This is a genomic window from Stenotrophomonas sp. SY1 (genome assembly GCF_021202945.1).
In the GTDB taxonomy this organism is placed as follows: Bacteria; Pseudomonadota; Gammaproteobacteria; order Xanthomonadales; family Xanthomonadaceae; genus Stenotrophomonas.
In genome coordinates this window covers 2,449,682-2,468,146 of record NZ_JAJOYR010000001.1, presented here as the reverse complement: position 1 = coordinate 2,468,146, position 18,465 = coordinate 2,449,682, and the positions used below count along the sequence as shown (strand labels likewise).

Here is an 18,465-nt window from a genome sequence, read left to right as displayed (position 1 = left end):
GGGCGGGTAGGGCGTATCAGCCCAGGACTTTCTGGACGGTGGCGACGAGCTGTTCGGGATTGAACGGCTTGACCAGCCAGCCGGTGGCACCGGCAGCCTTGCCTTCGGACTTCTTGTCGGCGGCCGATTCGGTGGTCAGCATCAGCAGCGGGGTGAACTTGTAGTCCGTCAGCTGGCGCAGCTCGCGGATCAGCGCGATGCCGTCCATGTTCGGCATGTTCACGTCGGTCACCACCGCGTTGAAGCGCTGGCCCTTGGCGCGGCCCAGGGCCACGGCACCGTCTTCGGCTTCTTCAACCGAAAAGCCGGCCGAGGTGAGGGCGAAAGAGACCATCTGGCGCATTGACGCCGAGTCGTCCACCACCAGGATTCGTGCGCTCATGCAGCGTTCTCCACAGATTTCGTTGTGTCAGGGGTTGCTTCCAGCCCCAGGGGCCGGAGGATGCCGAGCAGTCGCGCGGCATCGCGGAAGGTGTCGGTAGCGTTGTCGAAGACGGTGCCAAGGCCGGCCTGCTGGCGCGCCAGCACGAAGGCGCACAGCACCTGCATGGCGGCGGTATGCACGCGGGCCACCTGACCGGCGTCCACGCGCAGCTCACCGGCCTGGGCCAGGTGCGGGGCCAGTTGCTGTTTCAGCTCGCTGGTGGACTCGATACCGAGATCCTGCGACAGCGCCACAGTGCTCATCGTTGCTCCGGACAAACGTTACTGGGTGAGATAGCGGCGTTGTGGCCGGCTTCTTTAGGGCGCGTAATGCGATGCCATGGAGACTGTTAACCGGCTCACGCTTTGGGCGTTCGTTTTCCCGGTGCCTGATGCGCAAAGGAGGGGGTGGATTTGCTTGCACCCTCCCTTGCGCGCAGCGAAGGGGAGGGCTGGGGAGGGGTGCTTTGGGCGGGGCTCGGTGAAGCAACGGCACCCCTCCTCAATCCTCCCCTGCGCGATGCGCAAGGGAGGAGGTCGACTGCTTGCCCCCTCCCTTTCGCGCAGCAAAGGGAGGGCTGGGGAGGGGTGCTCTGGACGGGACTCTGTGAAGGAACGGCACCCGTTCTCAATCCTCCCCTGCGCGATGCGCAAGGGACGGGGCGGATTGCTTGCTCCCTCCCTTTCGCGCAGCGAAGGGGAAGGCTGGGGAGGGGGGGGCTCTAGGCGGGGCTCGGTGAAGCAACGGCACCCCTCCTCAATCCTCCTCTGCGCGATGCGCAAGGGAGGAGGTGGATCTTCTTGCCCCCTCTCTTCCGCGCAGCGAAGGGGAAGAGGCTGAGATCGCAGTTGCAGGATTGCCAACGGCACTGCGCTATATGCTTCGCGGCCGAGGCCGCTTCTACAAGGAACGGTGCGCTTTGTAGGCTCAACCCAGCAACCGCGAGGCATCCAACAGGATCATGGGCTGGTTGCCGAGACGGGCGATGCCCCGGAACAGTTCATTGGAGATCTGGCAGATGCGCGCGGTGTCCGGTGGTTCGATCTGTGAGTCGGTGAGGCTGGCAACATCCTCCACCGCCGATACCCGTAGGCCAAGGATCTCGCCGTTCTCTTCCAGCACGACAATCCGGGTCTGGCTGTCTTCCGGTGTGCTGGCAACGTCCAGATGGCGGCACAGGTCCAGCACCGGCACTACCTGGCCGCGCAAGTTCATGATGCCGAGCATCGATGCATCGGTGCCGCGCAGGGCGAGCAGGGGAACCGGCAGTACCACTTCCTGCACCTTCAACAGTTCCAGTGCATAGGCCTGCGGACCACAGCGCAGCCGCAGCCAGCGCGAACTCTTTTCACTGGCCCTTCGTTGCGGCGGCGCGTGCTGGGCGCGTTGTGCCTGCGCCTGCAGTTCCTGCCAGGTGCTTGGTCGTGCGGCTGGAGCGAGGGAGGGGCGGGCAACGGCGGGTGGGAGTCTCGGGAGAGCTGGCGCCGGTTTGGCCGCTGCGGCTCCACCGCCTGCGGCCACCTCGAAAGCGGCCTGCAGGTCCGGGCTGTCGGTGTGCGTCAGCGCCGCGCTTTCGGCAGCGCTGGTTTCGTAGATCACCTCGTCCGGCAGGTCGTCCCAGGTGGGTGCAGGTGTGGCCTCGGCAGCCTCGCGCGCGGCTACTGCCGCCTCGAAGGCGGCTTCCAGTTCGGCGTTGTCCGCCGGTACCTGGACGCGCGCCGCCGCGATCGGCTGTGCTGCTGCCTGGACAGCCGGAGCTGGCGGTGCCTCGCTCAGCAGCGCGTCCAGATAGTCGTCCAATGCGCCGGCGGTGCTCATGCGGCCTCCTGCTCGAACCGCAGGCGCGCTTCCTCGGCCAGCAGCCAGTCCAGGGCACGACGATAGGCGGCATGGCCGCGGCCGGGGTAGTCGTCACCGACGATGGGCTGGGTCAGGCTGGAGACGTGACTGATGCGCGTGTCGATGGGAATGGCGTCTTCCCAAACCCGCGTACCGTGGCGGTCCTGCATGCTGCGCACCGAGTCATTGCCGGCGCGGGTGCGGCGGTCGAACAGGGTGGGGAGCACCGAGATCGGCAACGCACGCTTGCGCGAGCGCTCGACCATCTCGCCGGTGCGGACCATGCCGTCAAGGCCGTGCAGCGCCAGTGGCTCGGCCTGGGTGGGGATGATCAGGCGATCGGCCGCAGCCAATGCGTTGATCATCAACAGGCCCAGCGTGGGCGCGCAATCGAGCAGGATGTAATCGTGCTGGCCGTTGTGGCGGGTGAGCGCCTGTTGCAGGGCCAAGCCCAAGCCGGGTTGGCTGGCGCTGCGTCGTTCCAGCGTGGCCAGCGAGGCCTGTGCGCACAGGAACTCCAGCCCCGGAATATCGCTGCCAAGGGCGAGCGTGGAGATTTCATGCGGCGGGTTGGCGAACAGCTCCTGCACGCCCTGGGGCACCGGCTCCACCGGCACGTTGAAGGCGCGCGTGAGCGAGGCGTGCGGGTCCAGGTCGATCAGCAGCACCCTGTGCCCGCGTGCAGCCAGGCCGCGGCCGAGTGAGAGGGTGGTGGTGGTCTTGCCGACGCCACCTTTCTGGTTGGCAATGGCCCAGATACGCATCATTCAACTCCTTCGATGACAACCGGTACCGCGCCGGATGCAGCTGCGGTGACCGGAGGGTTGCCGACATCGACGCTGGTCGCAGCGGCGGTGGCGTTGACGTCGGGCAGATCGGCCGCGGCAGCAGAGTCGGCAAGGATGATGACCATCACGCGCCGGTTGCGGTTGCGGCCTTCCGGCAGATCGTTGCTTTCGCGCGGGCGGAACTCGCCATAGCCGACCATGGCCAGCCTGGCGGGCTGCACGCCGTGGTCGGCGAACAGGTGCACGACGCTGGCGGCGCGGCCAGCGGACAGTTCCCAGTTGGAGGGGAACTGCATCGTGGCGATGGGCAGGTTGTCGGTGTGCCCTTCCACGCGCACGCCGTTCGGGGCATCAAGCAGCACGTCGGCCAGTTTGCCCAGCGTTTCACGGGCGCCTTTATCCAGTGCGGCCGAGCCGGTACTGAACAGGATGTCGCTGTTGATCTCCACTTCCAGCCACAGTTCGGTGCGGCGTACGGTGATCACGCCCTGCTTGACCAGCGGCGCAAGCGCGGTGCTCAGACGGTCGGCAATCTGGTTCAACTGGCGCTCGGCGCGCTTGAGCTGTTCCTGGTTGTGCGCCGAGACCGGCATGCGCATGTGCGAGGCCATCGATGGCAACTGGGTGGGATCGGCAACGGCACCGCCGGTCATGCTCGGGGCGCGGATTACCGACGGGGCATCGTGGCCGCCGCCCTGGATCTGCATGTTGCCAACCTTCACCTGGCTGATGGTGCGCGGTGCACCACCGAAGGCGGTGGTCAGCGCATCGGCCATCACCCGGTACTTGCCTTCGTTGAGCGAGGAAATGGCGTACATGACTACGAAAAACGCCAGCAGCAGGGTCATCAGGTCGGCATAGGGGATGGCCCATGCTTCGTGGTTGCTGTGTTCTTCGTGGCGCTTGCGACGGGCCATGATTCAGTGATTCACGAAGCCGGCCAGGCTGTTTTCGATGTTGCGCGGGTTCTCGCCCTGGGCGATGGCGATCAAGCCCTCGATGACCATCTCGCGCTCGCGGGTGCTGTGGGCGATCACGCCCTTGAGCTTGGCCGACACCGGCAGGAACAGCAGGTTCGCCGAGGCGATGCCGTAGATGGTGGCGGTGAACGCAGCAGCGATGCCGTGGCCGAGTTTGCTCGGGTCGGCAAGGTTCTTCATCACTGCGATCAGGCCCAGCACCGCGCCGATGATGCCCAGCGTGGGCGCATAGATACCCATGCCTTCGAACACCTTGGTCGCGGCCAGATCCTGCTGCTCCTGGCTGCCCAGTTCGATCTCCAGCATGTGGCGGATGGTGTCCGGCTCAACGCCATCGACGACCAATTGCAGGCCTTTGCGGATGAACGGGTCGTCCTGCATTTCCACCTGCGGTTCCAGGCCGAGCAGGCCCTGGCGCCGGGCGATGTTGCTCCAGTCCACGATCTGCTGGATCAGCGCGCGACGATCGCTGGACGGCGGCTTGACGACCCAACGCACGATCTTGAACGCATGCTTGAACACCGCCGGAGAGGTGTGCAGCAGAATGGCCGCCACGGTACCGACGATGACGATCACGAATGCGGCTGGTGACCACAGCGAGGACAGGCCGGCGCCCTTGAGGATGCTGCCACCCACCAGTGAGAGCAGGGCGAGGAAAAGTCCAATGATGCTGAGTCGGTCCATGGTGTTGGATATCGGCCTGGTGGCGGTGGTCTTGAATCAGGGCGTGAACTGAAGCCCTTTCCTGCCTGCGGGAGCAGGTGTTGTTCGAGCCCTTGCCAGCGGGCGGGCAGGGCTTTCGCTTGAGCCCCTCTCCCGCTTGCGGGAGAGGAGTTGGGGTGGGGGAGGTTCTGCTTGATGGAGCTGAAAGCTGCCCTCACCCGCCCTCCGGGCACCCTCTCCCGCAGGCGGGAGAGGGGAGATGTCATGCTCCTTCTGTTGCTCAGGCAACGCTCAATCCGGCCCACCGCGCAGCCCATCCACATCCAGAATCAACGCCATGCGGCCGTCACCGATCAAAGTGGCACCGGCATAGCCGCGCAGGCCGCGCAGTGCGCGTGGCAAGGGTTTGATCACCACTTCCTCGCGACCACGCACCTGGTCAACAACCAGACCAAAGCGTGCTTCGCCAACCTGCAGCACGACGATGGTCAACAGCGTCGTCGGAATCGGCGTGACCCCCAGCCACTGGCGTAGATCGACCAGCGCCAGCGTGTGGGTCTTGCGGTCGAGGACCGCACGGCCGTCGAACCAGCCCAGCGAAGTGGCTGGTGCATGCAGCACTTCCATCACGCGCGCCAGCGGCAGCGCGTAGACGTCCTCGCCGGCCTGTACCAGCAGGGTCGGCAGGATCGCCAGGGTCAGCGGCACACGGATCAGGAAGCGGCTGCCACGGCCCAGTTCGGACTGGATCTGGATCTGCCCGCTGAGTTCGCGGATACGCGACTGCACCACGTCCATGCCGACGCCGCGGCCGGAGATGTCGGTGACCTGTTGTTTGGTCGAGAAGCCCGGCAGAAACACCAGGTGCAGGCACTCTTCGCTGCTCAGGCGGGCAGCGGCTTCCGGGTCGATCAAACCCTTCTCGCGGGCCTTGGCGCGCAGCCGTTCCGGATCGATGCCGGCACCGTCATCCTGCACCTCGATGCTGACGTAGTCGCCTTCCTGCTGCGCGGACAGGCGCACCCGTCCCATGCGTGGTTTGCCCTGGGCTTCGCGAAGCTCCGGCTTTTCCACGCCGTGGTCGATGGCGTTGCGCACTAGGTGAACCAGAGGATCGGCCAGCGCTTCGACCAGGTTGCGGTCCAGTTCGGTGTCGGCGCCGATCAGTTCCAGGTCCACTTCCTTGCTCAAGGAGCGGGCCACGTCGCGGGCCACCTTCGGGAAGCGCGAAAACACCTTGCCCACCGGCTGCATGCGGGTACGCATCACCGCCGATTGCAGGCGCGCGGTGGCGATGTCCAGGGTAGAGACGGCGCGGTCCAGCTCTTCGTCCTTCAGGCGCGTGCGCAGGGTCTTCAAACGGTTGCGCGACAGCACCAGTTCGCCGATCAGGTTGACGATCGCGTCCAGGCGCTTGGTGTCCACGCGGACGGTGTGTTCGGGTTCGCCGGATTTGGCGGCCGCGGGTTTGGGCGCCGCTGTGGGTGCCGGCCGGACTGGGGCCGGCGTGGCAATGACTGGTGCAGGCGCGGTAACCGCGGTGCTGGCGCCGGGCGCGGCCTGGCCGTGCAACTGGTCGAGCAGGGCCTCGAATTCGTCCTCGCTGATCAGCGCATCATCGGCCTTGCCGGTGCCTGCCTGTGCAGGCTGGCTGCCCGGTGCGGTGCTGCCGTGCAGCTGGTCGAGCCGTGCTTCGAATTCGTCTTCGTCGATCAGCGCGCTGTCGCTTGCCGCCGGGGCCACCTTGATTGGTGCCGCAACCGGCGCTGCGCCGACATCGAACTGTGCGATCAACGCGGGCGGAGCGTGTTCGGGCTCGGCACCGGCGCCGACTGCATCGAGCATGGCCTGCAACCAGTCCAGCGATTGCTGGGCGGCATCGAAATGATGTGCCAGCAGCTGCGCCTTGCCGGCGCGGGCCATGCCGAGGGTTTCCTCGGCGGCGTGGCACAGCTCGACCATCGGCGTGATCGCCAGGAAGCCGGCGCCACCCTTGAGCGTGTGGAAGCCACGGAACACCGCGTTGAGCTGATCGGCGTCCTGCGGTGCCTGTTCCAGCGTCACCAGCTGTTCGCCCAGGCGATCGAGGATCTCCTGCGCTTCAAGGATGAAATCGGCGGCGATGTCGTCGGCAACCTGGCTCATGGCGTTACAGCCCCAGATCCGAGAGCAGGTCGTCGGCGTCGTGCTGGGAAACGGCGTGACGGTCCAGGCCATTGACGGCCGGGCCGGCCAGGCCTTGCTTGCGTGCTTCGTCTTCCGGCGGCGGCAGGCCCAATGCGCCGAAGCCTTCATGCACGCGGCGGACGATGCCGACCACGCGGCGGATGATCTGCCCGGTCAGGTCCTGGTAGCTCTGGGTCAACGCCACTTCGGTGAGGTTGTGGCGGATGCGGTCCAGCAACTGATCCTGGTCCGGGTTGAGGCCTTCGGCGCGCAGGCGCTCGGTCAGCTCGCGGCATTCCTCGGCCAGGTCCAGGGTGCGGTGGGTGGCCTGTTCGGTCATCGCCACCACATGGTCCAAGCGCGCGCAGGCGTCATCCAGTTCGCCAGCTTCGCTGGGCACGCTGGGCAGTTCGCCCAGCGCCTGGCCAAGCTCGCGCGCGAGCCGGCCCAGGCCGGCCATCATCGGCTGGGTGCGCAGTGCCGCCAACGCGTCGATTTCCCGGCGCCAACTGGCTTCATCGCCACTTTCCAGCGCGGCCAATGCGTCCTGCAGGCGCTGGATCAGCGCCGACTTGTCGCTCAGTGCCTCGGCGTGCGCGTGCATCAGGCGCTCGCCGCCAGGCGTTCAAAAATCTTGCCGAGCTTTTCTTCCAGCGTCTGCGCGGTGAACGGCTTGATGATGTAGCCGTTCACGCCGGCCTGTGCGGCTTCGATGATCTGCTCGCGCTTGGCTTCGGCGGTGACCATCAGCACCGGCAGGGTCTTGAGCTTGGGATCGGTGCGGATCGCCTTGAGCAGTTCGATGCCGGTCATCACCGGCATGTTCCAGTCGGTGACGACGAAATCGAACGGCTGGCTTTGCAGCAGCGCCAACGCAGCATGCCCGTCCTCGGCTTCGGCGGTATTGGAGAAGCCCAGATCGCCGAGCAGGTTCTTGACGATGCGGCGCATGGTCGAGAAGTCATCGACGATCAGGATGCGCATGTTCTTGTTCAAAAGGCTTTCCTCTTCATGGTTCCTCAAGGCCGGCATCAGCCGCCTCGAAAATTTTCAACCGGCCACGCAGACGCAGCATGGCCTGGCCGTGGATCTGGCAGACGCGTGACTCGCTGACACCGAGTACCGCGCCGATCTCTTTCAGGTTCAGTTCCTGCTCGTAGTAGAGCGAGAGCACCAGTTGTTCGCGTTCGGGCAACTGGCCGATGGCCTTGCCCAGTTCGCTGCCGAACTGGCTGCGCTCCAGCACCTGCTGCGGGGTCGGGCCGCCGGTGGTTGGCGTGTCCAGCTCGCCCTGGTCCTCGATGCGCGACTCCAGGCTCAACACCTGGCCGCGTGAAGCGTCCTCGACCAGACGCATGTAATCGGGCAGCGGAATGTCCATCGCCTCGGCCACTTCGCTGGCGCTGGCGGCGCGGCCACTGGCCTGTTCCAGGCGGCGGATGGTGGCGGCGGCATCGCGGGCGCGACGGTGCACCGAACGCGGGACCCAGTCGCCGCGCCGGATCTCATCGATCATCGAACCGCGGATGCGGATCGAGGCGTAGGTCTCGAACGAGGCACCCTGGTCAGCGTCGTAACTGCGCGAGGCTTCCAGCAGGCCCATCATGCCGGCCTGGATCAGGTCATCGATCTCCACGCTGGCCGGCAGGCGTGCCGCCAGATGGTGGGCGATACGCCGTACCAGATCGGCATGCCGGACCAGGCAGTCGTTGGCGGCGCTGCGCTGGACTTCGCGGTACTGGGCGGCTGCGTTCATGCGCTCACCTTCTGCTGGAGGATGCGTTCCAGGAAGAATTCGACGCCGCCGCGCGGGGCGGTGGGCGCCTGCCAGCGGGCGGTGCGGCGGGCGATCTCGTTGATCGCCAGCGATGCAGGCGCCGAGGGATACAGCTTCACCACCGGCTGCTGGCGCTGCACCGACAGGCGCAGCCAGTCGTCCTGCGGGACGCAGCCGAGGTAATTGAGTGAGACATCGGTGAGGAACTTCTCGCAGACCCTCACCAGCTTCTCGTACAGCGCGCGGCCTTCGTTGGGGTCACGGGCCATGTTGGCCACCACCTGGATGCGGTCCACGCCGCGCTCGCGCGAGAGCACCTTGATCAACGCGTAGGCGTCGGTGATGGAGGCTGGTTCGTCGCAGACCACCACAACGGTGTCCTGCGCGGCCTGGCAGAAGGTCAGCACGCTGTCGGTGATGCCGGCGGCGGTGTCGATGATCATCACGTCCAGGTCGCGTTCCAGTTCGGAGAACACGTTGACCAGGCCGACATGTTCGGCCGGTTGCAGCTCGGCCATGTGCCGGCGCCCGGACGCGGCAGGCACCACCAACACGCCGTTGGGGCCTTCGATGATCACTTCGTCCAGCGTGCAGCGCCCGGCGACCAGGTCGGCCAGGGTGTGCGTGGGATGCAGGCCCAGCACCACGTCGATGTTGGCCAGGCCCAGGTCGGCGTCCAGCAGCAGGGTGCGCTTGCCCATGCCGGCCAGTGCCACGGCCAGGTTGGCCGAGACGTTGGTCTTGCCCACGCCGCCCTTGCCGCCGGTGACGGCGATGGTACGCACCGGGCCCGCCGGATCGCGCCGGGTGGCCGATAGCGGGAAGGTGTGGGTCAGCTTGGCGTACTCACGCGACTGCATTGTTCAACTCCGGATTGCAGGGCATATCGGCCGCGCGCCGCAAATCTTCAAGGCGAAGTACGAGATTGGCCGCCGAAGCCCGGTGCAGGTCTTCCGGCACGTCCTGGCCGTCGGTCACCCAGGTGATCGGCAGTCGGTGGTCCACCGCCACCGACAGTGCCGAGCCGAAGCGGCCGGTCTCGTCGAGCTTGGTCAGCACCAGGCCCTGCGGGTTGGCGGCGCTGAAGCGGCGCACCACCTCATCCATGTCCTGGAAGGAGGTGTTGGCCGGCAGCACCAGCAGCGTGCGGATCTGGCCGGCGGCACGCAGCCACTGCAGCTGGGCGGTGAGGGCGCGGTCGCGCTGGCCCAGGCCGGCGGTGTCGATCAGCACCAGCTTGTAGTCGGCCAGGCGTTCCAGCAGCTGATTGAGGTTGGTGCTGCTGTTGGCCTCGTGCACGGCGATGCCGAGCTGGCGACCGAAGCCATACAACTGCTCGCGGGCACCGATGCGCTGGGTGTCGGTGGTGACCAGGGCCACGTCGCGGGCCGCGTGGGCTTCGGCAAAGCGCGAGGCCAGTTTGGCGATGGTGGTGGTCTTGCCGGCGCCGGTGGGGCCGACCAGGGCGATCACGCCGCCGGTCTGGATCGGATCGACCGGAGCGATCGGCAGCTTCTTGGAAATCAGCCCCAGCATCAGCCCGCGCGCACGGCTCGGGTCGGTATCGGTGGGAATCTGCACGGCGACATCGCGTGCCAGGCCGGCGTCGAAGCCGTACTCGTCCATCAGGTCCAGGGCGTTGGCGCGCACCGCGCTGCCGCGCAGGCGCTCGTCGGTGAAGCGGTTCATCTCGCGCTCGATCAGCTGGCGCATGCCGGCCACTTCCTGGCGCAGCTCGCTCAGCTGACGGTCGTCACGGGCAGCGATGATGTTCGGTGCCGGTGCCGGTGCCGGTGCCGGTGCGGCGGCTGCGACGGTCGTTGCCGTAACAGGCGTCGGGGCGACTTCGGGGGCGGCGTTGGCGGGTTCGGCTTCGATACGCGGCGCGGCCTGCGGAGCGCTGAGGGTGACCACATCGTCCTGCGGCGGGTCGATCAGGAAACGGGCGCGTTCCATCGGTGCCGGTGCTTCGGTGACCGCTTCCGGTGACGGCGACGGGGCGGCACTGCCGGCGGGACGGAATGCCGGCACCACCGGCGGTTCGTCGGCGCTGGCCGGCAGGGTCGCAAAGCGCTGCAATGAAATCTGCGGCTGTTCCGAGGGCTGCTTCAGCAGGGAGGCAAAGCGGCTGCCTGGCGCCAGTTCAATGCTGCTGTCGATCGAGCGGCCGGTGGCGCCTACCGCCGAACGTGCCAATGCGGCCACAGCCGAGGTGGTGGCGACCACCGGCTCGGCTTCCGGCGCCTTGCGGCGGGTGACCGCGGCCATGATCGCTTCGGCGGCGCTGCGTGGGCGGGCCGGTGCCGGCGGGGCCGGGCGGCTGGCTTCCAGTGCCTGCTGGACAGCGGTCTCGTCGTAATGGGCGGCGGCGACGATTTCCACGCCTTCCTCGATGCGGCGGTTGGACAGGATCACCGCGTCGGGGCCGTGCTCCTTGCGGACCAGGTTCATGGCCGTGCGCATGTCGGCGGCGAGGAAACGTTTGATCTTCATGTGCTGGTACCGGGAATGGGGCTGCGACGTAGGAGTGGCGTTGGCGATGTCATGCATGGCGTTGCGGGCTCCTGCGTACATGGTTGATGCGGTGTCGGATCAGGTGACTGTTTTCCGGCGCCGTGTCGGGTTTGGGCGTGCTCAGCTGATCGTGCCGACCAGCTTCAGACGCTTGTCCTCCGGCACTTCGCTGTAGGCCAGGACCGACAGCGAGGGAACGCTGTGGCGGACCAGGCGCGCCAGCGCGGCGCGGACCGGCGCTGGTACCAGCACCACGGCCGGTTCGTTGCGGGCCTCCTGCTTGCCGACGCAATCGGCAAGGCTTTGATGGAGGCGTTCTGCAAGACCCGGTTCGAGGGCGGCACCATTGCCTTGCGTGGACTCCTGCAAGACCCGTTCCAGTTGCGGGTTGAGGGTGAACACCGGCAGCTCCGGCGACATCCCGGCGATCTCCTGCACGATGAAACGGCCCAGCGCGTTGCGCACGGCAGCGGTGAGCGCGGCCGGGTCCTGGGTGATCGCGGCGGTCTCCACCAGCGATTCGGCGATCTTGCGCAGCTGGCGGATCGGGATGCGCTCGACCAGCAGGTTCTGCAGCACCCGTGCCACGGTCGACAGCGGCAGTGCCTTGGGCGAAAGGTCCTCGGCCAGCTTGGGCGCACTCTTGGCCAGGGTCGCAAGCAGCTGCTGCACTTCCTCGTGGCCGAGCAGCTCCGGAGCGTGCTCGCGGATCAGGTGCGACAGATGCGTGGCGACCACGGTGGCCGGATCAACCACGGTGTAGCCGAGCGATTCGGCGTGCGCCCGTTGGTGCGGATGGATCCAGGTCGCATCCAGCCCGAACGCCGGGTCCTTGCCGGCAATGCCGTCCAGCTTGCCCATGGCGCTGCCAGGGTCCAGCGCCAGTTCGCGGTCGGGATGGATGTCGGCGGTGGCCACCGGCACGCCGTGGATCAGCAGGCGGTAGGCGCTGGCCGGCAGTTCCAGGTTGTCGCGGATATGCACCGGCGGGATCAGGAAGCCGAGGTCCTGGGTCAGCTTGCGGCGCACGCCCTTGATGCGCGCCATCAGTTCGCCGCCCTGGGTCTTGTCGACCAGCGGGATCAACCGGTAGCCAACTTCCAGGCCCAGCGGATCGACCGGACGCAGCTCGTCCCAGCTCAGCTCGGCGGTGGGCGAGGGCTGCGGCCCGGCCAGACCGGCCATGCCGTTGTCGCCAGCGGCCGGGTCGGTCTTGGGCTGGGCGGCGGCAATGACTTCCCGTTTCCAGAGTTTCCAGGCCACAAAGCCCAGGATCACGGCCAGCGTCAGGAAAGCGACGTTGGGCATGCCCGGCACCAGGCCGACCAGGCCGAGAATGCCTGCGGTGATGGCCAGTGCGCGGTACTGGCCGAACACCTGGCCGGTCATTGCCTGCGCCATGTCCTGCGAACGCGAGGCGCGGGTGACCAGCATCGCCACTGCGCTGGAGACCAGCAGCGCCGGCAGCTGCGCCACCAGGCCGTCACCGATGGACAACAAGGTGTACGTGGCAGCAGCGTCGCCGAATGCCATGTCGTGTTGCAGCACGCCCACGGCCAGGCCGCCGAGCATGTTGATGAAAAGAATCAGGATGCCGGCGATGGCGTCGCCGCGGATGAACTTGCTGGCACCGTCCATCGCGCCGTAGAAGTCGGCTTCCTCGCGGACCTCCTCGCGCCGGGCCTTGGCTTCCTCACGCGTCAGCAAACCGGCGTTGAGGTCGGCGTCGATGGCCATCTGCTTGCCGGGCATGGCATCGAGGATGAAGCGCGCGGTCACTTCCGACACGCGGCCGGCGCCCTTGGTGATGACCACGAAATTGATGATGGTCAGGATCGCGAACACCACGATGCCCACCGCGTAGTTGCCGCCGATCACGAACTCGCCGAAAGCGGCAATCACCTTGCCGGCCGCTTCGTGGCCATCCTGGCCGTTGAGCAGGATCACGCGGGTGGAGGCCACGTTCAGCGCCAGCCGCAGCATCGTGGTGATCAGCAGCACGATCGGGAAGATGGCGAAGTCCAGCGGGCGCTTCACGTACACCACGGCCAGCAGCACCATCAGCGAGATGGCGATGTTGAAGGTGAACAGCGCATCGAGCACCGGTGCGGCCAGTGGCACCACCACCATCGCCAGCAGTGCCAGCACGATCAATGGCGCGCCAAGCCCCTGGCGCAGCATGTCCAGCACGCGCCGTGCCGAGAACGCCGTGGCCTGTGTACTCATGGCTTGGCCCCCTTGGCGAATTCGTCAACATCAAAGGCCGGTTGTGCCGGCATCGGGCCGGTCCGCCACTGGCGCAGCTGATAGACGTAGGACAGGACCTGGGCGACGGCCGAATACAATCTCACGGGAATTTCCTTGCCAAGTTGGCTTTCCCGATACAAGGCCCGTGCCAAAGGCGGCGCGGAGATGATGGCGACCTTGTTGCCGTCGGCTACCTGGCGGATCCGCAGGGCCACCTCATCCACACCACGGGCCACCACGGTGGGGGCGTTCATCCGCCCACCTTCGTACTTCAGGGCCACGGCGTAGTGGGTGGGGTTGACCACCACCACGTCGGCGCTGGGCACCGCTTCCATCATCCGTCGCTGCGACAACTGCATCTGCATCTGCCGGATGCGGCCCTTGACCTCCGGGCTGCCTTCGCTCTCCTTCAACTCGCGGCGCAGTTCCTCGCGGGTCATCTTCAGCTTGCGCATCCAGTTCCAGCGCTGGTACGGGGCATCGATGGCGGCCAGCAGCGTCATCGCCCCGGCAGTGGCCAGCAGCAGCTTCAAGGTGAAACCCAGGCCGTGGCTGATGGCGCTTTCCAGCGGCTGATGCAACAGCCCGCGCAGCGCATCCATGCTGTGCCAGATGCACAGGCCGGCGGCGACGCCTACAAACGCCACGCGCAGCAGCGACTTGACCAGTTCGGCGACGGCTTCAGCGCCATACAGGCGCTTGAGGCCGCTCATTGGACTGAGCCGCTTGAAGTCCGGCATCAGCGCCTTGTTGGAAAAACGCAGGCCGCCCATCACCACCGGGGCAATGAAGCCGGCCGCAAGGCACACCAGCAGCAGCGGGGTGAAGGCCAGCATGAGCTTGAGCAGCAGCCAGCCGGCATGGCCGAACAGGGCGTCGTGGTTCTTCAGCATGGCCGGCTCGGGGGCGAGCGCGGCCTTCATCCAGGCCAGTGCACCGGCGCCCATGCTGGCGGACATGGCATACATGGCCAGCACGGCGGCGGCGAATACGGCGGCGGTCGCAAGTTCCCGTGAGCGCGGCAGGTTGCCTTGCTCGCGGGCATCACGCAGGCGTTTTTCGGTGGGGAGTTCGGTCTTTTCCCCGGCCTGTTCGTTCTCGGACATGGCTCGGCGTGGATGAAGGAGTCATCCACGCTGGTGCAAGAAGCGTTCCAGGCGAACAGCCGCCGTAGGAGCGCCTTCAGGCGCGAAGCTCGCATCACCACCGGAGCCAGGGGGCCTGCAGTTGCAGACCAGCCCTGGTTTGTCACACGGTCAGCCTCGCGCCTGGAGGCGCCCGCGCAAAAGAAGCGCTTACTCGGCGTTGCTCTGGAAGGAAGCCAGGCGCGCTTCCAATGCCGCCTGGCGGGCATCGCCGCCATGCAGGCGCATGAAGCTTTCGGCACTGACCGGACGGCCCAGCAGGTTGCCCTGCAGGTGGTCGCAGCCCAGCCGTTCGACATAAGCGCGTTGGCCGGCTGTTTCGACACCGGAGGCAACCACCGACAGGCTCAGCGCGTGGCCAAGCGCGATCATGGCCGAAACGATCACCACATCCTCGTCGCTGTCTTCCAGCGCCAGCACGAAGGCGCGGCTGATCTTGATTTCCGTGGTGGGCAGGCGCTTGAGGTGCAACAGGCTGGCAGAGCCGGTTCCGAAATCGTTGATCGAAATACCCACGCCCAGCGCGGCCACGTTGCGCAGCACGCTGATGGCGTTGTCGGTATCGCGCATCACCGCGTTCTCGCTGATTTCAAGAATCAGTTGCGACGGTGCCAGTTCGTGGCGTTGCAATGCCGCGCGCACCTCGTCGAGCAGTTGCTGCGAGCCGAGCTGACGCTCGGACAGCATCACCGAAACCCGCCATTCCTGGTTGCCGGCATCCTGCCAGCTGCGCAGCTGGCGACAAGCTTCATTCAGTGCCCAGTCGCCCAGCTGCTGCATCAGGCCGTTCTGCTCGGCCAGACGGATGATCCGTTCGCTTGGAACATAGCCGTGCTCGGGATGGCGCCAGCGCAGCTGCGCCTCGGCACCGCTGATTCGTCCGGTCTGGGCATCTACGCGAGGTTGGTAGTGAAGCGACAACTGCGGCGTCCCAATCGCCTTGCGCAGGTCTTCGAGCAATTGCCGGTCCTGCTCGACGTTCTCGCTCATCCACTCAGCGAACATCGTGTGCGTGTTGTGCCCGGCCTGCTTGGCGTAGCGCATGGCGGTTTCGGCCAAGGCGACCAGCGGCGGGGCGCTGCCGCCATGTTCCGGGCTCAGGGCGATGCCCAGGCTGCCGGTGATGCGCATGTCGCGCCCGTTCACCCGTACCGAGTTCACGGCAAGGATGATGCGCTCGGCGTAGGCCTCCACCTGCTTGGCATCCTTGACCGGGGTGGCGATGACGAACTGGTCGCCACCGAGCCGGCCAACCAGGTCATCGGCCGGCAGCAGGCTGCGCAGGCGTTCGGCGATATCCACCAGCACCGCATCGCCGATTGGTGCGCCGAAGGCGCCATTGATGTGGTGGAAGCCATCCAGGTCGATGGACATCACCGCAAGCGCCTGGCCATCGAGCAGCAGCTGCTCGATGCGCTCATGTGAAAGCTGGCGGTTGGGCAGGCGGGTCAGCGAGTCGTGCTGGCTGGCGTGGAACAGCTCCTTGCGGGCGTCATCCAACGAAGCGGCCAGCATCGAATTGCGCAGGTGCAGCAGCCGCGCCTGCATGCGCTGCTCCAGCAACGAGATGGTCAGCACGATGCCCATCACGCCGACGGTCAACAGCACCACGCAGGCGGCCAGCCACTCGGTGGGGACGCCACCACTGGTTGCCGCGGCGCACACCGCGTCGGCGGGGAAACGTGCGGCAGCCATGCCGGTGTAATGCATGCCGACGATGGCCAGCCCCATCACCACCGCCGCGATCAGGCGTGGTGCCTGCGCATGTTCAACGGTCCGCAGGCGGAAGGCGATGTACAGCGCGCTCCACGAGGCACACACGGCAATGACGATGGACAGCGCGAACCAGAAACGGTCGTAGTCGATGGATGGCTGCATGCGCAGTGCGGCCATGCCGACGTAATGCATCCAGGCGATGCCCAGGCCCATCAACAGTGCACCCAATGCCAGGCGCAGGTGCGGCAGGGTGGGCCGCGATACCAGCCACAGGGCAAACAGCGAGGCGGCCACCGCGACCAGCAGGGATTGCAGGGTCAGCCACAGGTCATAACCCAGCGGAATCGGAAGGCGGAAGGCCAGCATGCCGACGAAATGCATCGACCAGATGCCCGCGCCCATGGCAACACCGCCAGCCAGCAGCCAGCGTGCGGCAGTACGCCTGGGCTGCGAGGCCGAAACCCGCGATGCCATGTCCAGGGCCGTGAACGAGGCCAGGATGGCGACCAGGATGGACAACACGACGAACAACGGGTTGTAGCTGCCGACGAGCATCAAACCCTCTCCCCTTTAGTGTCCGTACCGCAAACGCCATGCAGCCGCATCGCGCATGGCCCTTCAATCCCTTACGGCCCTGCCAGCCAGACTACTCTCAGGCACCCCAAAGGCAGCAATAGATTGTCTGTTCAATAGGGAAACAGGATGTTAAAGGTGAGAAATGCATCACATTGTCACCTGTCGCGCCGCATCGAACGTCGTGTTGAACAGGCGTTGCACCGGAGTGCTCATTTCGCCGGACAACAGCATCAGCAGGAACAGCCCGACCAGCAGTGCCACTGGCAGGCCAAGTTGAATTGGATTCAGCGCTGGCGCGGCGCGGGCCAGCACGCCGAACGCCAGGTTGATGGCCAGCATCGCCACCACCAGCGGCAGCGCCAGGGTCAGGGCGCCGCGGAAGATCTGCAGGGCCAGGGTCGGTGCGATCGACACCATGGCTTGCGGATCGGGCAGGGCGGCGCCGATGGGCAGGGCCTGGTAGCTGTCCACCAGCAATGAGATCAGCGCCAGATGGCCGTTGCTGGTGAAGAACAGCAGGCCGAACAGCAGATAGAACCATTGGCCGATAACGCCGGAGCTGCCGCCGCGCAGCGGGTCGCTCATCTGCGCGAAGGCCAGGCCGGTGCTCTGGGCGACCATTTCACCGGCCAGCGCGCCGGCCTCGAAGATCAGCCGCAGCAGGAAGCCGATGCTCACGCCGACGGCGAGTTCACGCAGGATGTTCAGCACCGTGACCGAATCCAGCCCGTGGAACAGCGGCACCGGAGGGAGCACTGGCGCCAGGGCGACCGATAGCGCCACCGCCAATAGCGCCCGCACCCGGGTCGGCACGGCGCGGGTGCCGATCATCGGCATGGCCATCAGCATCGCGCCGATGCGCAGCATCACCCACAGGGTATTGCCGATGATGGCGAAGGCCTGTTGGCCGTCGATCGCCATCTGGGTAGCCGAGTCCATGGCGCTATCCGATCAGGTGGGGAATGCGCTGGAACAGCAGGGTGGTGAATTCGACCAGGTGGCCGAGCAGCAGGCTGCCCAGTGCGAACAGCGCGGCGGTGAGGGCGGCAGCTTTGGCGACGAAGGCGATGGTGGGTTCGTTGAGCTGGGTGGCAGCCTGGATCACGCCGACCACCACGCCGACAACCAGCACGGTAAGCAGCAGCGGGCCGGCGACCCAGAGGGTGGCGACGAGGCCGCCACGCAGTTCAGTCAGGGCTAGTTCGGGACTCATGCCGGGGTGGATGCAAGCTTGGTGCCATTCGGGCGCCGGGATGTTGGCTTTTCTCTGCTGTTCTCCGTGGGTAAAGGCGAAAGGTGAAGAGAAGAGGCCGCGGCTTGGCCCCCTCCCTTGCGCGGAGCGCGGGGGAGGGTTGGGGAGGGGGAGCTTCTTGCATTGGCATTGGGCCGTTGCTGTTGCTGTTGCCGTGGACTTTGACTTACCGGGTTCCCTTCCGTAGCGACGGAGCTGGCAGATAAGACCCCGAACGGGGCGCCGCACAAGGATGTGCGGCGTTTTTCGACGAGACAGGGAAGTCTCGTCGAAAAATCCTGCCGGCGGAGTGGACCCGCGATGCGCAGCATCGTGGGCGCGGAGGCAGGGCGTGCTTGACCAGCCTTCGGCTGTTGAAAAGCTCTTCTTTTTGGTTAG

At 66.3% G+C, this 18,465-nt stretch carries 17 protein-coding genes; all 17 read right to left on the bottom strand.

Translation table 11 applies throughout. From position 1 onward, the window contains the following. Positions 1–16: 16 nt before the first annotated feature. On the bottom strand, positions 17–382 hold the full coding sequence (locus tag LR961_RS10470) for a response regulator (RefSeq protein WP_232148821.1): 366 nt from the start codon (positions 380–382) through the stop codon (positions 17–19). Further along, the gene (locus tag LR961_RS10465) at positions 379–687 is read right to left on the bottom strand and encodes an STAS domain-containing protein (RefSeq protein WP_232148819.1); all 309 of its coding nucleotides are present in this window, start codon (positions 685–687) and stop codon (positions 379–381) included. Before LR961_RS10465 ends, LR961_RS10470 begins: the two co-directional genes overlap by 4 nt. 664 nt (positions 688–1,351) lie before the next feature. Continuing rightward, positions 1,352–2,242 carry a chemotaxis protein CheW gene (locus LR961_RS10460; protein WP_232148818.1) on the bottom strand — a complete coding sequence of 297 codons (891 nt, stop codon included), beginning with the start codon at positions 2,240–2,242 and terminating at the stop codon, positions 1,352–1,354. Beyond that, positions 2,239–3,027, bottom strand: coding sequence for a ParA family protein (locus LR961_RS10455; RefSeq protein ID WP_232148817.1), 789 nt, complete (start codon positions 3,025–3,027; stop codon positions 2,239–2,241). Before LR961_RS10455 ends, LR961_RS10460 begins: the two co-directional genes overlap by 4 nt. Then, positions 3,027–3,971: a flagellar motor protein MotD gene (gene motD / locus LR961_RS10450; protein ID WP_232149319.1), complete on the bottom strand. Its 945-nt coding sequence runs from the start codon at positions 3,969–3,971 to the stop codon at positions 3,027–3,029. Before motD ends, LR961_RS10455 begins: the two co-directional genes overlap by 1 nt. Next, positions 3,972–4,715, bottom strand: a complete 744-nt coding sequence (locus tag LR961_RS10445; RefSeq protein WP_232148815.1) for a flagellar motor protein — start codon at positions 4,713–4,715, stop codon at positions 3,972–3,974. A 270-nt stretch (positions 4,716–4,985) separates the two neighbouring features. Further along, a complete protein-coding gene (locus LR961_RS10440) occupies positions 4,986–6,839 on the bottom strand; it encodes a chemotaxis protein CheA (protein ID WP_232148814.1) in 1,854 nt (617 codons plus the stop codon). A gap of 4 nt (positions 6,840–6,843) precedes the next feature. Beyond that, positions 6,844–7,464: a protein phosphatase CheZ gene (locus LR961_RS10435; protein WP_232148812.1), complete on the bottom strand. Its 621-nt coding sequence runs from the start codon at positions 7,462–7,464 to the stop codon at positions 6,844–6,846. Then, positions 7,464–7,856, bottom strand: coding sequence for a chemotaxis response regulator CheY (gene cheY / locus LR961_RS10430; RefSeq protein ID WP_232148810.1), 393 nt, complete (start codon positions 7,854–7,856; stop codon positions 7,464–7,466). Before cheY ends, LR961_RS10435 begins: the two co-directional genes overlap by 1 nt. Before the next feature lie 13 nt (positions 7,857–7,869). Then, the gene (locus LR961_RS10425) at positions 7,870–8,616 is read right to left on the bottom strand and encodes an RNA polymerase sigma factor FliA (RefSeq protein WP_232148808.1); all 747 of its coding nucleotides are present in this window, start codon (positions 8,614–8,616) and stop codon (positions 7,870–7,872) included. Next, entirely contained in the window at positions 8,613–9,497 is an 885-nt protein-coding gene (locus LR961_RS10420) for a MinD/ParA family protein (protein ID WP_232148806.1), read from the bottom strand. The genes LR961_RS10425 and LR961_RS10420 overlap by 4 nt, the downstream gene beginning before the upstream one ends. Further along, positions 9,484–11,130 (bottom strand): flagellar biosynthesis protein FlhF, encoded by a 1,647-nt coding sequence (gene flhF / locus LR961_RS10415; RefSeq protein ID WP_232148803.1) that lies wholly within the window; start codon positions 11,128–11,130, stop codon positions 9,484–9,486. The genes LR961_RS10420 and flhF overlap by 14 nt, the downstream gene beginning before the upstream one ends. A gap of 141 nt (positions 11,131–11,271) precedes the next feature. After that, positions 11,272–13,377 carry a flagellar biosynthesis protein FlhA gene (gene flhA / locus LR961_RS10410; RefSeq protein WP_232148802.1) on the bottom strand — a complete coding sequence of 702 codons (2,106 nt, stop codon included), beginning with the start codon at positions 13,375–13,377 and terminating at the stop codon, positions 11,272–11,274. Then, positions 13,374–14,504 (bottom strand): flagellar biosynthesis protein FlhB, encoded by a 1,131-nt coding sequence (gene flhB, locus LR961_RS10405; protein ID WP_232148801.1) that lies wholly within the window; start codon positions 14,502–14,504, stop codon positions 13,374–13,376. Before flhB ends, flhA begins: the two co-directional genes overlap by 4 nt. A gap of 189 nt (positions 14,505–14,693) precedes the next feature. Continuing rightward, entirely contained in the window at positions 14,694–16,814 is a 2,121-nt protein-coding gene (locus LR961_RS10400; protein ID WP_232148800.1) for an EAL domain-containing protein, read from the bottom strand. 168 nt (positions 16,815–16,982) lie between these two features. After that, on the bottom strand, positions 16,983–17,774 hold the full coding sequence (gene fliR, locus LR961_RS10395) for a flagellar biosynthetic protein FliR (RefSeq protein WP_232148799.1): 792 nt from the start codon (positions 17,772–17,774) through the stop codon (positions 16,983–16,985). Between the two features lie 4 nt (positions 17,775–17,778). Next, positions 17,779–18,048: a flagellar biosynthetic protein FliQ gene (locus LR961_RS10390; protein ID WP_232148798.1), complete on the bottom strand. Its 270-nt coding sequence runs from the start codon at positions 18,046–18,048 to the stop codon at positions 17,779–17,781. Positions 18,049–18,465: the final 417 nt, after the last annotated feature.